We start from the raw sequence: 18,284 nt of genomic DNA, 5'->3' as shown, positions 1-18,284 counted from the left end.
ACGATAGTAGCCGAGGCGCGGGATTTCATAAAGCGCTTTTGTCCAGGGCGGAGCGCGTCCGCCACAGTGTCCCGCTAGATGGCCTTGCCGCGGGCGTAGGACCAGCCCAGTTCGGCCATCGGCCGCGCCATCCGTCCGGATTCCAGCGCCTGGGCGCTGGCGGCGGTGCCGTCGACGTGGCGCTTCATGATGCCTTGCATGATGCTCGCCAGCCGGAACATATTGAAGGCGAGGTAGAAGTTGAAGTCGGCCAGCGCGATGGTCTTGCCGGTGCGCTCGGCGTAGCGGGCGATGTATTCCTGCTGCGACGGGATGCCCAGCGCCGCCAGGTCCAGCCCGGCGATGCCGCGGAACTTGCCCGGCTCGATGTGCCAGCTCATGCAGTGGTAGGAAAAGTCGGCGAACGGGTGGCCCAGCGTCGACAGTTCCCAGTCCAGCACGGCCAGGATGCGCGGCTCGGTCGGATGGAACAGCAGGTTATCAAGCCGGAAGTCGCCGTGCACGATGCTGGTGTCCTCGCCGGGCGGGATGTTGGCCGGCAGCCAGGCGATCAACTGGTCCATGGCGGCGATGGTCTCGGTTTGCGAGGCCAGGTATTGCTTGCTCCAGCGCTCGATCTGGCGCGCGAAGTAGTTGCCCGGCTTGCCGTAGTCGGCCAGGCCGATCGCGTGATAATCGATGGTGTGCAGTTGCGCGATCACGCGGTTCATCTCGTCGTAGATGGCGGCGCGTTCGGCCGGCGTCATGCCGGGCAGGGCCTGGTCCCACAGCACCCGGCCCTCGACGAATTCCATCACGTAGAAGGCGCGCCCGATCACCGCCTCGTCGGTGCACAGCGCGTACTGGCGCGCGGCCGGGAAGCCGTGGCGCTGCAGCGCGTCCATCACGCGGTATTCGCGCTCGATGGCGTGGGCCGAGGGCAGCAGCTTGGCGGCCGGCGCCGGCTTGGTGCGCAGCACGTAGTGCCGGCCGGCGATGCTGAGCTTGAACGTGGGGTTGGACTGGCCGCCCTTGAACTGTTCGACCGTCAGTTCGCCGTCCGGATAGCCGGCCACGTGCCGGCGCAGCCAGCCGTCGAGGGCGGCGATGTCGAACTGGTGGCGCGCGGACACCGCCTTGGTGCCGATGAATTCTTCAAACATGCTGTCTCCCTCTTATTGTGGTGACAGCCATTCTAAACGAATAAAAGTACGGCCGTGCTTTTAAATTCAGAAGAACACGGCGGTGCGCTGGATGACGCTGCCGTTGTTGGTGTAGGGGCTGGTGGCGCGCACCGAGCCGGTGTTGTATTTGCCGTCGTCGAGCTTGCTGTCGACCTGTTCGGCGAACGAGTCGGGCAGGTTGTCGAGGCGCACGCCGTTGCCGCCGCGCCCGGCCACCACGTCGTTGTAGATGTAGACCGCGCCGCCCTGGGCGCTGGTCATGAAGTCGGTGGTGCCGTTGAAGGAGCCGGTGATGAAGCCCGACAGCGCCAGGTGTTGCGGCGCCAGCAGGTACTCGGCGATCTGGCCGTCGCCGTTGCCGTTGCCGGTGGCGCCCGGCGCGTGGGTGGTGCCTTGCACGTCGTCGCCGGGCAGGGCACGGAATTTGTCCTGGTAGGCGTTGACGGCGGCCGTCAGCGAGGTCGATTGCTGGATGATGTTCTTGACGCGCGCGCTGTCGATCAGGCCCTGGCCCTTCAGCACGCCGCCCAGCAGCAGGCCGATGATGACCAGTACGATGGCGATTTCCACCAGGGTGAATCCGCGTTGGCGCGCGGTGTGAGGGTAGGGGCGCATGGACGATCCTTTCGTTATTGTCTGTGTAGTATAGCAAGCGGCCTAGGGCTTGTGGTCGGCATTCAGCTGGTCCAGCCGGTCGGACAGGAAGCGCAATTCGTGCGGGTCGGTGATCTGGCCGCTGCGCAGCAGGCCGCCGATCAGCGCGCGCGCGCTGTCGCGCTCGTTCATGTCCTCGGCGATGAAGATTTCGAGCTCGCGCGCCCATGGCGGCACTTGCGGCCCGGTCGCCTGCAGGCGGATCGCCCGCGCGTAGCTGCGCGCCAGCGGCAGGTCGTGCAGCCGATGCTTGGCCACCAGCGCGGCGTGCGCCAGCCAGGGCCAGCGGCGGTCGGGATCTTCGCCAAAACGCGCGTAGACGAAGTCCAGCATCAGGCGCGCGCGCGCCGGGTCGGTGACGGCGCCATACACCTCGCTGGCGGCCAGCAGCGGATACTGGCCGCGCGGGTCGAGCTCGAGCACGCGCCGCAGCCAGCCGGCCACCTTGTGGTAATCGAGGTCGCGCCAGGCGATGCTGATGCCGGCCTGCTCGTCGAAGCCCTGCACGTACAGCATGGTGGCCTTGGACAGCGCCACCGGGTCGCCCAGCGCGGCCAATCGCAGGCTGGCCAGCGAAGGCGGCGGCGGCAGGTCTTGCGCGCGCGCGCGGGGCGGCGGACGGCTGGCCTGCCAGCCGATCTGCACCGCCAGCGCGAGCAGCACGGCCAGCAGCGTGCCGCGCGGCGCGCGGCGCAGCCGCGGCCGGGTGGTGGATGGCGGGAAGGCGGGCGGCATGGCGCGGATCAGATGTGCTTGCGATGCAGGTCGAACAGCGCGGCGGCCGCCAGCAGCGTCACGTAGATCGCGGTCTGGGTGGCGATCGTGGCCAGTTCGGCCGCGCCGCCGCTGTGGTAGACCAGCCAGTCGCTGCGGGTGAACTGGTCGAGGTGCGGCAGCAGCAGCGCCAGCGCGTCGATGCCGGCGTTGAGCGCCTGCTGGCTGGCGCTTTGCACGCTGGCGGCGCCGTGGCCCAGCAGCTGCAAGGCGGCGATCACGCGCGCCAGCAGGTAGAACGCGAACGCCGCCGCCAGCGCCGGCAGCACCTGGCTCAGGGTCAGCATGCACAGCACGCTGAAGGCGGCCACGATCCAGCATTCGCACAACAGCGAGAACGCCCACAGCGCCGCTTGCGCCGGCGGCGCGAAGAACAGGCCGAGCGCGCCGAACAGCAGGGCCGGCAGCAGCGCCAGCGCGCCGAAGCCGGCCAGCTTGCCGAACAGGTAGACCGCGCGCGGCAGCGGCAGGGCCATCAGCAATTCCAGGCCCTTGTCGCTGGCCTCGCGCGCCATGCTGGTGACCACGAAGGTGGCCACCAGGAACACCGCCGCCAGCCGCAGCACCGCGCCCAGCAGGGCCGCCTGCAGCTGGCGGCTCTCGGTCAGCGCCAGTTCGTTGAGGAAGCCGCTGACCGCGACCGCGCCGGCCGCCATCAGCAACAACAGCCACAGCAGCCGGTTGCGCAGCGCCTCCAGCAGCGTGTAGCGGGCGATGGTGAACGCGGGCGCCATCATGGCAAGCGCTGCGCCGCCACCATGCGGTTGTACAGGATGTTGGGCGAGATCCAGCTCACCATGTCGTCGAAGGCGCCGCCGGGCGCGCGCGGGTCGTCGCTGGGGTCGCGCGCGATCAGGGCGGTGCCGGAGCTTTGCAGATTGGTTTTCTCGTCCAGATTGCCGCTGCCGCCGTCCGGGATGATGATGTTCTGGTCGCTGGTGGCGCCATAGCCGTTGCGGCCGAAGGAAATGATGGCGGCCGGGATGTCGTTGATGCCGGTGGCGGCGGTCAGTTGGCCATTGCGGTCGCGCGTGGCGATGGTGATGTCGCGCGGGGTCTTGAGCGTGAACAGGAAGGCGGAATGGGCGAACGCCGGCGTGACGGTGTAGCCCATCAGCCGGTTCCAGCCATCGAGCCGGCTCACGCCCAGCGTGGCCCACGGCAGGTAGCCGTAGCGCTTGTTGCAGGCGTTGCCGGTGCGGTCTTCCAGCCCGTTGGTGAACGAGATGGCGGGGCAGGGCAGGTAGCCGTTGCGCAGCGCGAAGCCGAACAGCGCCTCGCGCGCCTCGCCCATCACGCGTTGGGTGTCGCTCACGCGGCGCTGTTCCAGTTGCGACGATAGCGGCGCGATCAGGCCGCCGATCATCAGGCCGACGATCAGCAGCACGATGGCGATTTCCACCAGCGTGAAGCCGGACTGGCGGCCACGGGCGGACTTAGGGTTCATTGACATCCTTGACGCGTCTTTCGTTGAGGTCGTAGCGCTGGCCGGGCTTGAGGATGACCTTGGTCCCGGACGGCAGCGCCAGGGTCAGCGCGGCGGGGCCGGCGCCGGGCGGCGTCAGCGCGCCTTGCAGGTAGGGCTGGGGCGTGCCGTTGAGCCACACGGTGATCTGGTTGTCGCTGCTGCGCAGCACGCCGGTCATGGTCAGCGTGGAGGCGGCGGACGGCATGGCGCCGGCGGCGCCCGCCATCGGGTCCTGCATCGGCGGGCCGCCGGGGGCGCCGGGCGGGGCGCCGGCCACCATCCCGGGGCCGCCGGCGTAGCCAGGTGGCGCACCAGCCACCCCGCCGGCGCCACCGGTGTAACCTGGCGGAGCTCCCGCCACTCCGCCGGCGCCACCGGTATAACCTGGTGGCGCACCAGCCACCCCGCCGGCGCCACCGGTGTAACCTGGCGGAGCTCCCGCCACTCCGCCGGCGCCACCGGTATAACCTGGCGGCGCACCAGCCACCCCGCCGGCACCACCGGTGTAACCTGACGGAGCGCCAGCGACTCCACCGGCACCGCCGGTGTAGCCGGTTGGTTCGCCCGCCACCATCTGCGGGGCGCCGGGAGCGCCGGGCGGCGCGCCGACGACCGTCTGCGCGCCTTGGCCGGTGGGCGGCGGCGTGACCTGGCCGCCACGGGCATTCTCCATCGCCGCCCGTTCCTCCGGCGAGGAAAACAGCCGGCCCAGCGTGACCTGGGCCTGGGCCCAGCCGGCGGCGGCCAGCAGCGCGATCAGGGCTGCGCGCTTCATAGCTTGCCTTTCCGCGGCATGGCCTCTGCCAGCGCCGGCGCTTTCGGCGCCGTGTTGAGGGTGATCCAGTTCAGGGTGCAATCGGCGCCCAGCGTGGGCGCGCCCGGCGTGCCGGCCACCACGCCCAGCCGCTTGATCGAGCAATCCTGCACCACCGCGTAGCTATTTTCGCGCAGCTCCTGGAAGAAGTTGAACAGGTCCAGCTCGTGCAGCAGCTCCATGTGCAGGTGCATGCGGCTGCCGCGCAGCTGGAATTCGCCGAGGTCGAGCGGCGTTTCCAGTTGCACCACCTGCTGCGGCTCGATCTCGTAGCTGAGCGGCGGCAGCTTGAGCTGCGCCTGCGCGCGGCGCATTGTGTCCAGCCATTCCAGGCGCCGCTCGTCACCCACCAGCCCGCGCTGGCGCAGCTGCACGTAGCGCTGCTGGAAATTGCGGATGTCGCGTTTTTCCTGGTCGACCTGGGCGTACAGCGAATAGGCGGCGTCGCGGTTGCGTTGCGCGCGCTCGGCGTGCTCGATGGCTTCCTGCTTGTTCAAGTCGCTCAGCAGCACAAACGTGGCCGAGATGGTCAGCGCCGCCACCAAGGTCAGCACCGCCGTGCGGATCAGCGCGAATTCGTTGATCCAGTACGGCATGGCGATGGTGGGCGCCGTCTTCTTCGGGCCGGTGACAGGATGGGTACTCATGGTTTCCACACCAGGTTCAGGGTGAATTTGGCGCGGCCGGTCTCGCCAGCCTGCGGGCCCGCCTTGCCGGCCAGCTTGACCGAGGAACGGGTATCGACCGGCGGCTTCTCGATCTCCACCGTCAGGTGCGGGTGGCGCGCCAGCGCCTGCGCGAACTGGTTCATGCTGTCGACGGCGGCGCGGTAATCATCGGGCGGCGTCAGGATCTCCGCTTCCACCAGCAGCACCTGCGGCGCGCGGGCCGGAATGCCGGCCACCAGCGAGGAGATCGGCGCGGCCTGATTGTCTTCCTGGCCCGGCGCCGGCGCGTTGGCGGCCGGCACGCCAACCTTCCAGTCCATCTGCACCAGCCGCACCTGCGGCGCCGCCTCCAGCGCGCGGCTGACCAGGGTGGCCATGCCCAGCGGCGTGGCCGACTGCGTGGCCAGCATGCGCTCGACATTCACCGCCGCCCGCATATTGGCGGTGGTGGTCACGCGTGGCGGCATTTCGGCCATCAGCGCGCGGTAGCGCTGGTCGAACTGCGCCGCCTCGCGCTTGAGCTGGGTGCTGTCGCTCTCGGCCTGGGCCAGCTGCCACAGGTTGTAGCCGGTGACGCCGGCGCCGACGATGGCCAGTGCCGCGCTGACGCCGTACAGGTTGACGCGCAGGCGCCACAGCTTGAAGTAGCGCTGCCACGCGCCCAGCGTGTAGTGGCTGTCCGGCTTGCTTCTGGCGAGGAAGGCCAGCATCAGCGGCTCGGCCATGTGCGCCGCCAGCTGCGCGGCCTCGTCGTCCGCCGTCTTGAGACCGACGCGCGCGGCCACCGATTCCAGCGTCAGGAAGCGGAACTCGGTTTCGGCGCCGTCCTCGCATTGCTGGTCGAGCGCCTCGGTGTCGGCGGCCGGGGCGATCACCACGGTCTGCAGCACGTTGCCGCGGCCGATCAGGCGCTGGCTGGTGAGGAATTGCTGGGTCTTGGCGGTCTCGCCGCCGATGTTGATGGGATTGCCGTCGCGGTCGATGGCCGGCGTCAGGCGCGAGAACTTCAGCATGCCGCGCTGGAAGTAGCTCTGGCGCCAGCCGGCCGATTGCTGCGTCACCAGCAGCAGGTGCTCGTCGCGCAGCTTCAGGCGCTGCGCCAGCGCCTCGCTCAGCAGGGTGGTCGAATACAGGCCGGCCAGCGGCACGTGCAGCTGCTCGAGCGCCTCCACCCATGGTTGCACCGAGGAGGGATTGGTCAGCGCCGACAGCAGCACGACGTCGTCGCGCCGGCCGGCCGGTTCGCGGCCCTGCACCTCGTGGTGGCGGAACGGCGTCTCGCGGTATTGCTGCGCCAGCCGGCGTTGTTGCAGCTTGCGCGCGGCCAGTCCGCTCACGTGCGGCATGGTGAGGCGCTGGAAGTCCTCCTCGATCAGGTCGGCCAGGATGTAGACCGGCGAGGCGCGGTGGCTGTCGACGTAGTCCATGAAGTCGTCGATGCCGGCGCGGGTGTTGGCGAAGGCCACGCCGCCGCTCAGGCGGCCGCCGTGCCACTGGTAGGCGCGCAGCTGGTCGCTGGTCAGATAGAATAAATGTTTGCTGAACACGGTGGCCTCAGGTCCTGATCTTGCTGATGGTGTCGTAGATCGGCCCCATCACCGACAACATGATCCAGCCCACCATCACGCCCAGCACCACGGTGATGGCCGGTTCGATCATGGACTGGACTTTCTCGATCATCTCCTTCACTTCGCGGTTGTAGAAGTAGCTGACGTTGCGCAGCGCGCCGTCGAGCGCGCCGGTCGACTCGCCGACCTTGAGCATGCGGATCACCAGCGGCGGGAAGATGCCGGTGTTGGCGAAGGCGGCGGTGATGCCCTGGCCCTCGGAGATCTGCTGCGCCGCGCGGCGCAGGCCGGCCGCCACCACGCGGTTGCCGACGATGCCCTCGGACAGCTGGATGCATTCGAGGATGGTGATGCCGGACGCGTACATCATGGCGAAGAAGGTGGCGAAGCGCGCCAGGATGATCTTGTGCAGCACCGGCCCGACCAGCGGGATGCGCAGCTTGAGGGCGTCGGCCTGGTAGCGCGCCTGCTCGCTGCGGGCCAGCCACGCGCGCAGGCCGAAGTAGCCGACCACCGGCACGGCCAGCATCACGTACCAGTAGTCGATGAAGATGTTGGAGACGAAGATCAGCGCCTTGGTGTGCAGCGGCAGGGTGTTGCCCATGTTCTTGACGAAGGAGGTCAGTTGCGGCACCAGGTAGATCATCAGGAAGAACATCACGCCGGTGACGAACAGGCCGACGGCGGCCGGGTACATGACGATCTTCCGGGTCTGCGAGGCCAGCTCGTCCTGCCACTTGAGGGTCTCGGACAGGTTCTTGAACACCTCGGTCAGCTTGCCGCTCTGCTCGCCGGCCATGATCAGGCTGGTGAAGGTGACGTCGAACACCTCGGGATAGGCCGCCATCGAGGCCGACAGCTGCTTGCCGCCCTCGATGTTCTCGATCAGGCCGGTGATCATCTCGCGGAAGCGCGGGTGGTCGATGCTTTCGCGCAGGTCGTTCAGGCCGTCGAGGATGGGCACGCCGGCGCCGGTCATCTGCTCCATGTGGAAGCAGAAGTTGATCAGGTCCTTGCGCGTGATCACGCGCTTGATGGCGATCACCTTGGCGCGCGAGACGCGGCAATCGATCAGGTCCAGCCCCATGCGGTGCAGCCGCATCTCCAGGTCGGGCTCGTTGCTGGCGTCCATATTGCCCGGCTGGATAGCGCCGGCGGCGTCCATCGCGCGGTAGAAATATTGCGGCATCAGCTCAGCCTTTCGGTGAGATCCACCACGCGCCCGACTTCCTCCAGCGTGGTCACGCCCTCCAGCACGCGCCGCAGGCCGTCGTCGATCAGGCTGTGGAAGCCGGTCAAGGCGGCGGCCTTCTTGAGCTCGCGCGAGGAGGCGCGGCGCGCCACCATCTCGTCGAGCTCGGGCGTCATCTTGAGCAGCTCGATGATGGCGATGCGGCCCTTGTAGCCTTGGTGCGCGCACTGGTCGCAGCCGACCGCGCGGTACAGCGTTTGCGGGCCGGCGCTGTCGTCCAGCCCGAGCAGGCGGCGCTCGATGTCGTCGGCCACGTGGGCCTCGCGGCAGCTCGGGCACAGCTTGCGCACCAGGCGCTGGGCGATGATGCCGATGATGTTGCCGGCCATGATGTCGGGCAGCACGCCGATGTCGAGCAGGCGCGGGATCGAGCCGATCGCCGAGTTGGTGTGCAGCGTGGAATACACCTGGTGGCCGGTCATGGCGGCCGCGAACGCCATCTCGGCGGTTTCCTTGTCGCGGATCTCGCCCACCAGGATCACGTCCGGGTCCTGCCGCATCATCGAGCGGATGCCCTCGGCGAAGCCCATCTTGGCCGACTCGTTGACCGAGGTCTGGCGGATCATGTTCATCGGGTACTCGACCGGGTCCTCCAGCGTCATGATGTTGACGCTCTCGGTGTTGATGTGGTTGAGGATCGAGTACAGCGTGGTGGTCTTGCCCGAGCCGGTGGGGCCGGTCACCAGGATCACGCCGTCGGGACGGGCGATCATCAGCTTGAGCAGGCTGAGCTCGGCCTCGGCCAGGCCCAGGCCGTCCAGCGGCACGATGCCCTTCTGGCGGTCCAGCACGCGCAGCACGAAGTTCTCGCCGTGGGTGGTCGGCTGGGCCGAGGCGCGGAAGTCGATCTGGCGGCCGGAGAACTTGATCGAGATGCGGCCGTCCTGCGGCGCGCGGGTCTCGGCGATGTTCATGTTGGACATCACCTTCAGCCGCACCGCCATCGCCGGCCAGTAGGATTTGTGCAGGCTGCGGATCTGGCGCAGGATGCCGTCGATGCGGTAGCGGATGCGCAGGAACGATTGCTCGGGCTCGAAGTGCAGGTCGGAGGCGCCGTTCTGCACCGCGTCGGCCAGGATGGCGTCGATCAGGCGCACCATCGGCTGGCTGTATTCGTCGGAGGTGGTGCCGAGGCTGGCGTAGTTGACCTCGCCGGTCTCGATCTCGTGCAGGATGCCGTCGATCGACAGCTCGAAGCCGTAGTACTGGTCGATGGCGCGCTGGATGTCGGACTCGTTCACCAGCAGTGGCGTGATGGTGATGCCCTTGACCAGCATGGCGCTGATCTGGTCCAGCGCGACGATGTTGCTGGTGTCCGACATGGCCAGGATCAGGTTGTCCGTGGCGCGCTCGTAGACGATGGGGAACACGCGGTAACGCTTGGCCACGTCCTTGGGGATCAGCTTGAGCGCGATGGCGTCCACCACCAGGCTGTTCAGGTCCGCGCTCTGGGTGTTGAGGTTTTCCGACAGCGCCTCGCGCACCGTGGCCTCGGTCACGAAGCCGAGCGTGATCAGCAGCTTGCCCAGCGGCTCGTTGGTGCTTTTTTGTTCGATCAGCGCGATGCGCAGCTGGTCTTCGCTGATGATGCCTTTCTGGATCAGCAGTTTGCCGAGCGGGAGTTTGGGTTGTTCTGCCATGAGTTCAGTGCGTGGCGGGGCCGGTGCTCAGTTCGTGCATGCGCTTGCGCAGCGTGTTGCGGTCGAAGCCGACGGCCTTGTCCTGGGCCAGCGCCAGCGCGCGCTGGTAATAGGTCAGCGCCAGTTTGGGCTGGTTCAGGCGGTCGAGGCCGATGGCCAGGTTGTAGGCGTAGTCCGGATTGTCCGGCGCCGCGCCGGCCGCGCGGAAGTAGGCTTGCTGCGCGTCCGGCCAGCGGCCCTGCTGGGCGTACAGGTTGCCGAGCGCGAACAGCACCGGCGCCGCCTCCGGGTTGGTGTTGAGGATGGCCTTGAGGCGCGCTTCGCTGAGGCCGATGTCGCCCTGGCGCAGGCCGATCAGGCCGGCGGTGGCGGCGCCGTCGTTGGGCGACAGCTCCAGCAGGCGCAGGTAGAAGGACGCGGCCTTGTCCTTCTGGCCCTGGCGCGCGGCCACGGCGGCGGCGCCCAGCAGCGCGTCGCGGTTGTTGGGGTCTTGCGCCAGCGCCTCGCCATACTGCTGCTGGGCGGTGTTCAGGTCGCCGCTGTTGAAGGCGCTGTAGGCGCCGTCCAGCGCCGGCGACACCGGCGCGGCCTGCATGCTGCGGGCCACGCGGATCTCGCCGCTGTCGGGCGCGGACAAGGGCGGCATTTGTTCGGCGCGCGGCGCCGCCGCGACGGCGGCGGCGGCCTGCATGGCCTGGCGGGTGGCGGCCAGTTCCTCCTCGGTTTTGGCGATGCGCTGCTCCAGCGCCTGCTGGGCGGCGCGGCTCAGGCCCGGGCTGGGGGCCAGCATGGGGTCGTCGGCATCGGCGCCTGGCGCGCCGGCCGTGGCCGCCGCGCCGGCGGGCGCGAGGCTGGCCACCACCACTTGCGCCGGGGTGGCGCCGGTGGCGCCCGGCGGCGGCATCGGCACCGGCGGCAGGTCGGCGCCGGCGCCCGGCGCGGTCAGGGCGCGCCAGTAATACAGGCCGAAGCCGCCCACCACCAGCACCAGCGCGGCGATCAGGCCGATCAGGCGCAGACGTTCCGGATCGATGCCGGTGGGCTCGGCGGTGGCGGCGGCGCGCGCGCGCGCACGGGCAGCGGCGCGCGGCTTGTCGCCGCCGCCGGCCACTGTGGCGGATTTGCCGCCGGCGCCGGCCTGCGGCGCGGCGGCGGCCGGTCTGGCGGCGCCACGCGGCGCGGCCTGGGCGCTCGCGGCTTGGGTGGATTGTGCCGCCGCTGGTGCCGGTTGCGCCGATTGTGCCGCTTGGGCCGCTTGGACCGGTGGCGCGGCCGGCGCGGCGGCCGCGCGGTCCGAAGCGGCGCGGGCGGCGGCGTCATCGACGGTCGGGGAAGGCGCGGGGGCGCCGCCGGCGACGGCTGGCTGCGGCGCGGCGGGGGCGGCCGGATCGGGCGCCAGGTCCAGCGTCAGGCCGGGCGGCTGGTGGTCGCTGGCGGCCGGTTCCGGGCTGGGCGAGGGGCGGGGCGCCGGCGCGGCGGCCACGGTGGGCGCCATCGGCTCCAGGCTCAGGCTGTCCAGGCTGAACCCGCGCGCGGGCGCGGCCGGCGCGGGGGCGGGCGGCGGCGCGGCGTCCGGCGTCAGCGCCAGCACCTCGTCAAAGGCTTCCGACGGTTTATCGAGCTCCTCGTCGGGGGCCGCGTTTTGTTTTGCGCGCTCGGCTTTCTTGAGCGCCTGCATCAAGAGACTCATGATCCATTGGCCTTGGAGACGGGATACGGTTCGGTATCGGGCTTCTGGCCCGGCAGGATGTAGCGGTAATCCTTGTAGTCGCCGTTGATGCTGGCGTCCTTGACCACCACCGGCCGCATGAAGATCACCAGCTCGGTCTTGGTGGTGTTCTCATTGCGGTACGAGAACAGGTCGCCCAGCAGCGGAATGCGGCCCAGCACCGGCACGCTGTCCTTGGCGTTGTCGACCGAATCCTGCATCAGCCCGCCCATGACGGCGATCTGGCCGCTGTTGACCCGCATGATCGACTCCAGCTCGCGCGCCTGGATCACCGGCACCTCGCTGGTGACGTTGGCGGCCGCCAGCGCCGGGTTGGGATCCTTGACCCGGCCGACCACGCGGGTGATGGTGGGACGCACGTTGAGGGTGACCTCGTCGTTGTCGGAGATCTGCGGCGTCACGCTCATGACGAAGCCGACCGGCACGGTCTCCAGGTGCGACTCATAGGTGGCCGGGGTGGTCGGCAAGCCGTTGGAGTTGAGGATGGCCGGCGTCACCTTGATCGAGAAGAACACATTGTTGTCGACCACCTTGAGCAGCGCGGTTTGATTGTTCAACACGCTGATTTTCGGGCTCGACAGCACTTTCACCTTGCCGAACGATTCCAGCAACTGGATGGTGGTGGCGATGTTGCCCAAGCGGCTGGTCGGGTTGACGTAGTTGAGCACGAACATGCCCGGCGTGGTGCCGACCGTCACGCCGCTGGGCAGGGCGGTGGTGCCGACCTGGCCCTGGTTGAGCTTGAGGCCGCCGCCGGCGATGCTGTTCCAGTTGATGCCCTGCTGATAGGAATCGCTGAGCTTGACCTCGATGATGGTGGCCTCGATCAGCACCTGGCGCTTGGCCGCGCCCAGCACCACGTCGAGGAACTGCTGGATCTTCTCGTGCTGGCGCGCGGTGGCGCGCACCGCGATCAGGCCGCCCTCGGGGTTGACGATCACCGAGTTGCCGCGGTTGGCGTTGCGCGACTGCGCGCCCAGGTCCAGCGCCGGCACGGCGGCCGGCTGGCCGAGGCCGTTGGGCGCGGCGGCGCCTTGCTGGCCCTGCTGCAGGGCGGCCAGCGGATCGCTCGGGCTGTCGGCCAGGTTGGAGGCGCGCAGCATGTCGCGGATATTCTTCTCCAGGTTGAACCAGAAATTATTGTCCGAACGGTTGTTGACCACCGTGGTCGAATTGTTGGTGCCGTTGGCCACCGGGCCGTTGTTGTTGCCCTGCGATCCCTGCTGCTGCTGGCCGTTGTTGTTGGCCATGCCGGCGGTGGCGTTGGCGCTGTTGGATTGCTGGCTGGCCTGCACCGGGTTGGAGCTGGTGTCGGCGCCGCCGCCGGTGGTGGAAATCTGGGTGGCGATGTTCACGCTGCTGGCGGTGCTGCGCGCGATGTTGACGTAATCGACCTTGTAATTGCGCCATTCCGGGCTGTCGGGCAGCACGGTCAGGGTGTCGCCGTTGATCTCGTAGCGCATGTCGATCTGGCGCTGGATGCGGCTCAGCAGCTGCGGCAAGGTCTGGTCGAGCGCGTTGAGCGTGACCAGGCCGTCGATGCCGGGGTGGATGTCCACGTTCAGACCGGCGTCGCGCGCCAGCGCGAACAGCAGCGACTGCACCGGCGCCTTGTGCACGGTGACGCTGTAGGTGGCGACCTTGGCGGCCGGCTTGGGCGGCGGCAGCGCCACGCTTTGCTGGACCGGCTCGGGGATGGCGCCGGCCGGCGGCGGCGGCTCGCTGATGTGGGCCGGCGAGGGCGTGACAGGATGGCTGGCGCAAGCACTCAGCAACACGCTGCAAACCACGGGGACGAAGGGAGATGGCAATATTTTCATCGGTTCAGGTCGCAGGTTTTTTTGTTGTGCTTTTGCAATTATAGATGGCATGATCTTACAAATTCCGTGCCGCCGCAAGGAGCAGGCCGCAAATCAAGGCCAGCACGCCCCCTATAACAACAGTCCGCGCCGGCGGCAGCTTGCGGCGCCGGCCGAACGGCGATTCGAGGATGGCCTGGCGCGCGTGGCTGGCCTCGACGGTGTCGGCGTCGTCCGCGAACGCGGCCAGCAGCGCCTTGTCGGCCAGGATGTTGATGCGGCGGACGATGCCTTCCGAGGCCTCGGCGATCAGCCTGGCCGCGGCCGGGCTGAACAGGGCGGGGCCGTCGTGGCCGGCCGCGCGCAGGCGGCACGCCAGAAAGTCGCCGGTCAGGTCGGCCTGCAGGGCCGGGACGTGGAAGCTGTGGGTGATGCGCTCCTTCAGCTGGCGCATGCTGGACAGCGCGAGGTGCTGGTCCAGCTCGGGCTGGCCGAACAGCACGATCTGCAGCAGCTTGCTGCGCGCGGTTTCCAGGTTGGTCAGCAGGCGGATCGCCTCCAGCGTGTCGAGCGGCATGGCCTGCGCCTCCTCGACCAGCAGCACCACCTGGCGGCCGGCGCTGTGCCTTGCGATCAGCTCGGCGTGCAGGCCGCGCTGGACCTCGTCGGCGCGCAGCCCGCTGGTCGGCAGGCCGAGCTCGGCGGCGATGGCGTGCTGCACCTCCAGCGGGTTGAGGTTGGGGTTGACCAGATAGATGACGTCGATGTGCTGCGGCAGCCGGCTTTCCAGCATGCGGCACAACATGGTCTTGCCTGTGCCGACCTCGCCGGTGACTTTGATGATGCCCTCGCCGTTGCCGACCGCGTACAGCATGGCTTCCAGGATGTCGCCGCGCGCGTTGCCGGCGTAGAAGAACGCCGGGTTGGGCGTGATGTGGAACGGTGATTCGCGCAGGCCAAAATGGGATTGGTACATATGGATACTCACGCTATGCAAGTGAGAAAAGCTTGTTCCAGCGTCTGCGCGCCGAACCGGGCCCGGCATTCGGCCGGGGTGCCGCTGAAGCGGATGCCGCCGTCGTGCAGGATGGCCATGCGGTCGCACAATTCGTCGACGTCGGCCAGCGCGTGCGAGGTCAGGAACACTGTACTACCGTTTTGGCGCAGGGCGCGCAACTGGTCCTTCAGCAGGGCGCGGGCCTTCGGGTCCAGCCCGCTCATCGGCTCGTCCAGCACGTACAGCGGCTTGCGCGCGAGCAGGCAGGCCGCCAGGCCGAGCTTTTGGGTCATGCCTTTGGAATAGCTGCGCACCGTGCGCTTGAGCGCGTCCTGATCGAGGTCCAGCGCCGCCAGCATGGCGTGCACGGCGGACGGATCGTACGCCAGGCCCTGCAAGCTTAGCAGGTAGCGGATGAAGTCGGCGCCGGTTAAATAATAGGGCGGGGTGAAGCGCTCGGGCAGGAAGCCCAGCGGCTGGCGCGCGGCCGGCAGGTGGTGCGGCTGGCCGAAGATCTCGATGTCGCCGCCGTCCAGTGCGCAAAAATCCAGCAGGCATTTAATCAGGCTGGTCTTGCCGGCGCCGTTGACGCCGACCAGGCCGAAGCATTCGCCGGCGCGCAGTTCGAGGTCCACGCCGCGCAGCACGCTGGCCGCGCCATAGCGTTTGGAGACTTGCCGGAACCGCAGTGCTGGGAGATTCATGGGCGACACTGTAGCGCATCCGTCCAAAGAAAGCGACACCTGTGCTCGCGTTGGGCCCGCTTTCTGGCATAGAATGGCCGCAAGTTTTAGTGAGAATCTTCAAGGAGCCGTTTTATGTCGAGGCCAGAGAAAGTCCGGCTGGGGGAAATCCTGGTGCAGCAAAAGCTGCTCTCGGAGGAGCAACTGGGGCTCGCGCTGGCCGACCAGAAGCGCAGCGGACGCAAGCTCGGGCGCGTGTTCGTCGAGAACGGCTATGTGACCGAGGAACAGATCGCCGGCGCGCTGGCGCGCCAGCTCAACATCCCCTACCTGAACCTGAAGTTCTTCAACATCAATCCGGAAATCGTGCGGCTGCTGCCGGAAACCCAGGCGCGCCGCTTCCGCGCGCTGGTGCTGGAGGACCGCCACGGCGCGCTGCTGGTCGGCATGTCCGACCCGACCGACCTGTTCGCGTATGACGAGATCGCCCGCATCGTCAAGCAGAGCATCGAGCTGGCGGTGGTCAACGAGACCGAGGTGCTGGCCGCGATCGACCGCATCTACCGCCGCACCGAGGACATCTCCGACCTGGCGCGCGAGCTGGAGCAGGACCTGGGCGACGTCTCGGTCGACTTCGGCGCGCTGGCGGCGGCCAATCCGAATCTGGAAGAGGCGCCGGTGGTCAAGCTGCTGCAATCGGTGTTCGACGACGCCGCGCAGGTGCGCGCGTCCGACATCCACATCGAGCCGCAGGAGGGCCGGTTGCAGATCCGCTTCCGCATCGACGGCGTGCTGCATCTGCAGACCGAGGCTGATATCAAGATTGCACCATCGCTGGCGCTGCGCCTGAAGCTGATGTCCGACCTCGACATCTCGGAAAAGCGCCTGCCGCAGGATGGCCGCTTCGCCGTGCGGGTGAAGAACCAGCGCATCGACGTGCGTATCTCGACCATGCCGACCCAGTACGGCGAATCGGTGGTGATGCGTCTGCTGAACCAGGGCGGCACCCAGCTCAAGCTGGACGCGATCGGCATGCCGCGCGGCGTGCTGGAGAAATTCCGCGCCATCGTCCAGCGCCCCAACGGCCTGGTGCTGGTGACCGGGCCGACCGGTTCCGGCAAGACCACCACGCTGTACTGCGCGCTGGCCGAGCTGAACTCGGTCGAGAAGAAGCTGATCACGGTGGAGGACCCGGTCGAGTACCGGCTGCCCGGCATCAACCAAGTGCAGGTCAACGACAAGATCGAGCTGAACTTCGCGCGCGTGCTGCGTTCGGCGCTGCGGCAAGACCCGGACATCGTGCTGGTCGGCGAGATGCGCGACCAGGAAACCGCCGCCATCGGCCTGCGCGCCGCCATGACCGGCCACTTGGTGCTGTCGACGCTGCACACCAACGACGCCGTCAGCACGCCGCTGCGCCTGATGGACATGGGCGTGCCGCGCTACATGGTCGGCAGCTCGCTGCAGGCGGTGCTGGCCCAGCGTCTGGTACGGGTGATCTGCGAAAGCTGCACCACGCCGTACGAGCCGACCCCGACCGAGCGCGAATGGCTGAGCCTGGAATTGAATGACAAGGTCGACAAGGGTCGTTATTTCCATGGCAAGGGCTGCTCGCATTGCAATGGCATGGGTTATCGCGGCCGCACCGGCGTGTACGAACTGCTGGAGATGACGCGCGCGGTGGTGGACGCCGCCAACGATCCCGATCCGGCCCACTTCCTCAAGGTGGCCGCCGCGCAGATGGCCGGCGAAACCCTGCGCCGGCACGCGGTGGCGCTGGTGATCCAGGGCCGCACCACGGTGTCGGAAGCGATGCGCATCAGTAATCAGGTCGAGGACTAATCCGTGCCTTTCTTTGCCTACAAGGGGCGCAACGCGCGCGGCGAGCTGATGCAGGGCGTGCTGGAGGCGGCCGACAGCGGCGCCGTGGCCGACCAGCTGTTCAACACCGGCGTGACGCCGATTGAAATCGTGGTCACCAAGAAGGCCACGACCGACAGCGGCGAAACCTGGCTGGCCAAGCTGCTGGAAAAGAAGGTCACGTCGATGGACGTGCAGTTGTTCAGCCGCCAGATGTACACCCTGCTCAAGTCCGGCGTGCCGATCATGCGCGGGCTGGCGGGGTTGCAGGAATCGGCGGTCAGCAAGTCGTTCGCCAAGGTGATCAAGGATTTGCGCGAGTCGCTGGACTCGGGCCGCGAACTGTCGGCGGCCATGCGCCGTCATCCGGAGGTGTTCACGCCGTTTTACCTGTCGATGGTGCGGGTGGGGGAGATGACCGGGCGGCTGGAGGAAGTGTTCCTGCGCCTGTTCGACCACCTGGAGTTCGATCGCGACATGCGCGAGCGGGTCAAGAGCGCCACGCGCTACCCGACCTTCGTGGTGATCGCGATGGTGATCGCGATGGTGGTGGTGAACATGTTTGTGATTCCGGCCTTCGTGGGCGTGTTCGCGCGCTTTAACACCGAACTGCCGCTTATGACGCGCATATTAATAGGCACGTCCAATTTCACGGTGCGCTATTGGCCGGTGCTGGCGGCGGCGCTGGTGGTGGGCATCTGGGGCTTCCGCGCCTGGATCGGCACGGCGAAGGGCTTGTACCAGTGGGACAAGTTCAAGCTGCGCATTCCGGTGGCCGGCAAGATTGTGTTGAAGGCGACCATGGCGCGGTTCGCGCGCAGTTTTTCGCTGTCCAGCCGCAGCGGCGTGCCGATCGTGCAGGCGCTGACGGTGGTGGCGCAGACGGTGGACAACGCCTATCTGACCGCGCGCGTGGAGCAGATGCGCGACGGCGTGGAGCGCGGCGACAGCATCCTGCGCACGGCCGCCGCCACCAATGTGTTCACGCCGGTGGTGCTGCAGATGATCGCGGTGGGCGAGGAAAGCGGTTCCATCGATGATTTGATGGACGAGATCGCGCAGATGTATGAGCGCGAGGTGGATTATGAACTGAAGACCTTGTCGGCGCAGATCGAGCCTATCCTGATTGTGTTCCTCGGCATCATGGTGTTGGTGCTGGCGCTGGGCATCTTCCTGCCGATCTGGGATCTGGGCAAGGCCGCCCTGCATCACTAA

General features: G+C 67.9%; 16 protein-coding genes. 2 read left to right on the top strand and 14 right to left on the bottom strand.

From position 1 onward, the window contains the following. Window positions 1-74: 74 nt before the first annotated feature. From FHW83_RS21875 to FHW83_RS21810, 14 genes are all read right to left on the bottom strand, one after another. A complete protein-coding gene (locus FHW83_RS21875; protein WP_176648471.1) occupies window positions 75-1,142 on the bottom strand; it encodes a phosphotransferase in 1,068 nt (355 codons plus the stop codon). A gap of 66 nt (window positions 1,143-1,208) precedes the next feature. Then, window positions 1,209-1,778: a prepilin-type N-terminal cleavage/methylation domain-containing protein gene (locus tag FHW83_RS21870; RefSeq protein ID WP_176648470.1), complete on the bottom strand. Its 570-nt coding sequence runs from the start codon at window positions 1,776-1,778 to the stop codon at window positions 1,209-1,211. A gap of 42 nt (window positions 1,779-1,820) precedes the next feature. Further along, the gene (locus FHW83_RS21865) at window positions 1,821-2,552 is read right to left on the bottom strand and encodes a hypothetical protein (RefSeq protein ID WP_229224298.1); all 732 of its coding nucleotides are present in this window, start codon (window positions 2,550-2,552) and stop codon (window positions 1,821-1,823) included. Window positions 2,553-2,560: 8 nt separating this feature from the next. Continuing rightward, entirely contained in the window at window positions 2,561-3,328 is a 768-nt protein-coding gene (locus FHW83_RS21860) for an ABC transporter permease (protein ID WP_176648469.1), read from the bottom strand. Beyond that, window positions 3,325-4,038 carry a type II secretion system protein gene (locus FHW83_RS21855; protein WP_176648468.1) on the bottom strand — a complete coding sequence of 238 codons (714 nt, stop codon included), beginning with the start codon at window positions 4,036-4,038 and terminating at the stop codon, window positions 3,325-3,327. Before FHW83_RS21855 ends, FHW83_RS21860 begins: the two co-directional genes overlap by 4 nt. Then, the gene (locus FHW83_RS21850) at window positions 4,028-4,834 is read right to left on the bottom strand and encodes a hypothetical protein (RefSeq protein WP_176648467.1); all 807 of its coding nucleotides are present in this window, start codon (window positions 4,832-4,834) and stop codon (window positions 4,028-4,030) included. Before FHW83_RS21850 ends, FHW83_RS21855 begins: the two co-directional genes overlap by 11 nt. After that, window positions 4,831-5,520, bottom strand: coding sequence for a hypothetical protein (locus FHW83_RS21845; RefSeq protein WP_176648466.1), 690 nt, complete (start codon window positions 5,518-5,520; stop codon window positions 4,831-4,833). The genes FHW83_RS21850 and FHW83_RS21845 overlap by 4 nt, the downstream gene beginning before the upstream one ends. Beyond that, entirely contained in the window at window positions 5,517-7,088 is a 1,572-nt protein-coding gene (locus FHW83_RS21840) for a hypothetical protein (RefSeq protein ID WP_176648465.1), read from the bottom strand. The genes FHW83_RS21845 and FHW83_RS21840 overlap by 4 nt, the downstream gene beginning before the upstream one ends. A 7-nt stretch (window positions 7,089-7,095) precedes the next feature. Further along, on the bottom strand, window positions 7,096-8,298 hold the full coding sequence (locus tag FHW83_RS21835) for a type II secretion system F family protein (RefSeq protein WP_176648464.1): 1,203 nt from the start codon (window positions 8,296-8,298) through the stop codon (window positions 7,096-7,098). Continuing rightward, complete coding sequence (locus tag FHW83_RS21830) at window positions 8,298-10,001, bottom strand: GspE/PulE family protein (protein WP_176648463.1); 1,704 nt, start codon at window positions 9,999-10,001, stop codon at window positions 8,298-8,300. Before FHW83_RS21830 ends, FHW83_RS21835 begins: the two co-directional genes overlap by 1 nt. 4 nt (window positions 10,002-10,005) lie before the next feature. Then, a complete protein-coding gene (locus FHW83_RS21825; RefSeq protein ID WP_229224297.1) occupies window positions 10,006-11,691 on the bottom strand; it encodes a lipopolysaccharide assembly protein LapB in 1,686 nt (561 codons plus the stop codon). Further along, window positions 11,688-13,508 carry a pilus (MSHA type) biogenesis protein MshL gene (gene mshL, locus FHW83_RS21820; protein ID WP_373997247.1) on the bottom strand — a complete coding sequence of 607 codons (1,821 nt, stop codon included), beginning with the start codon at window positions 13,506-13,508 and terminating at the stop codon, window positions 11,688-11,690. The genes FHW83_RS21825 and mshL overlap by 4 nt, the downstream gene beginning before the upstream one ends. A 97-nt stretch (window positions 13,509-13,605) precedes the next feature. Then, a complete protein-coding gene (locus FHW83_RS21815; protein ID WP_176648461.1) occupies window positions 13,606-14,505 on the bottom strand; it encodes an ExeA family protein in 900 nt (299 codons plus the stop codon). Between the two features lie 8 nt (window positions 14,506-14,513). Next, window positions 14,514-15,230, bottom strand: a complete 717-nt coding sequence (locus FHW83_RS21810) for an ABC transporter ATP-binding protein (protein ID WP_176648460.1) — start codon at window positions 15,228-15,230, stop codon at window positions 14,514-14,516. A gap of 114 nt (window positions 15,231-15,344) precedes the next feature. On the opposite strand from FHW83_RS21810, the gene FHW83_RS21805 reads away from it, so the two are divergent. Both FHW83_RS21805 and FHW83_RS21800 read left to right on the top strand, forming a co-directional pair. After that, a complete protein-coding gene (locus FHW83_RS21805; RefSeq protein WP_176648459.1) occupies window positions 15,345-17,051 on the top strand; it encodes a GspE/PulE family protein in 1,707 nt (568 codons plus the stop codon). 3 nt (window positions 17,052-17,054) lie between these two features. After that, complete coding sequence (locus tag FHW83_RS21800) at window positions 17,055-18,284, top strand: type II secretion system F family protein (protein WP_176648458.1); 1,230 nt, start codon at window positions 17,055-17,057, stop codon at window positions 18,282-18,284.

The sequence above is a fragment of the Duganella sp. SG902 genome (assembly GCF_013376005.1).
Classification (GTDB): domain Bacteria; phylum Pseudomonadota; class Gammaproteobacteria; order Burkholderiales; family Burkholderiaceae_D; genus Rugamonas.
This window is presented reverse-complemented; position numbering and strand designations above follow the sequence as displayed.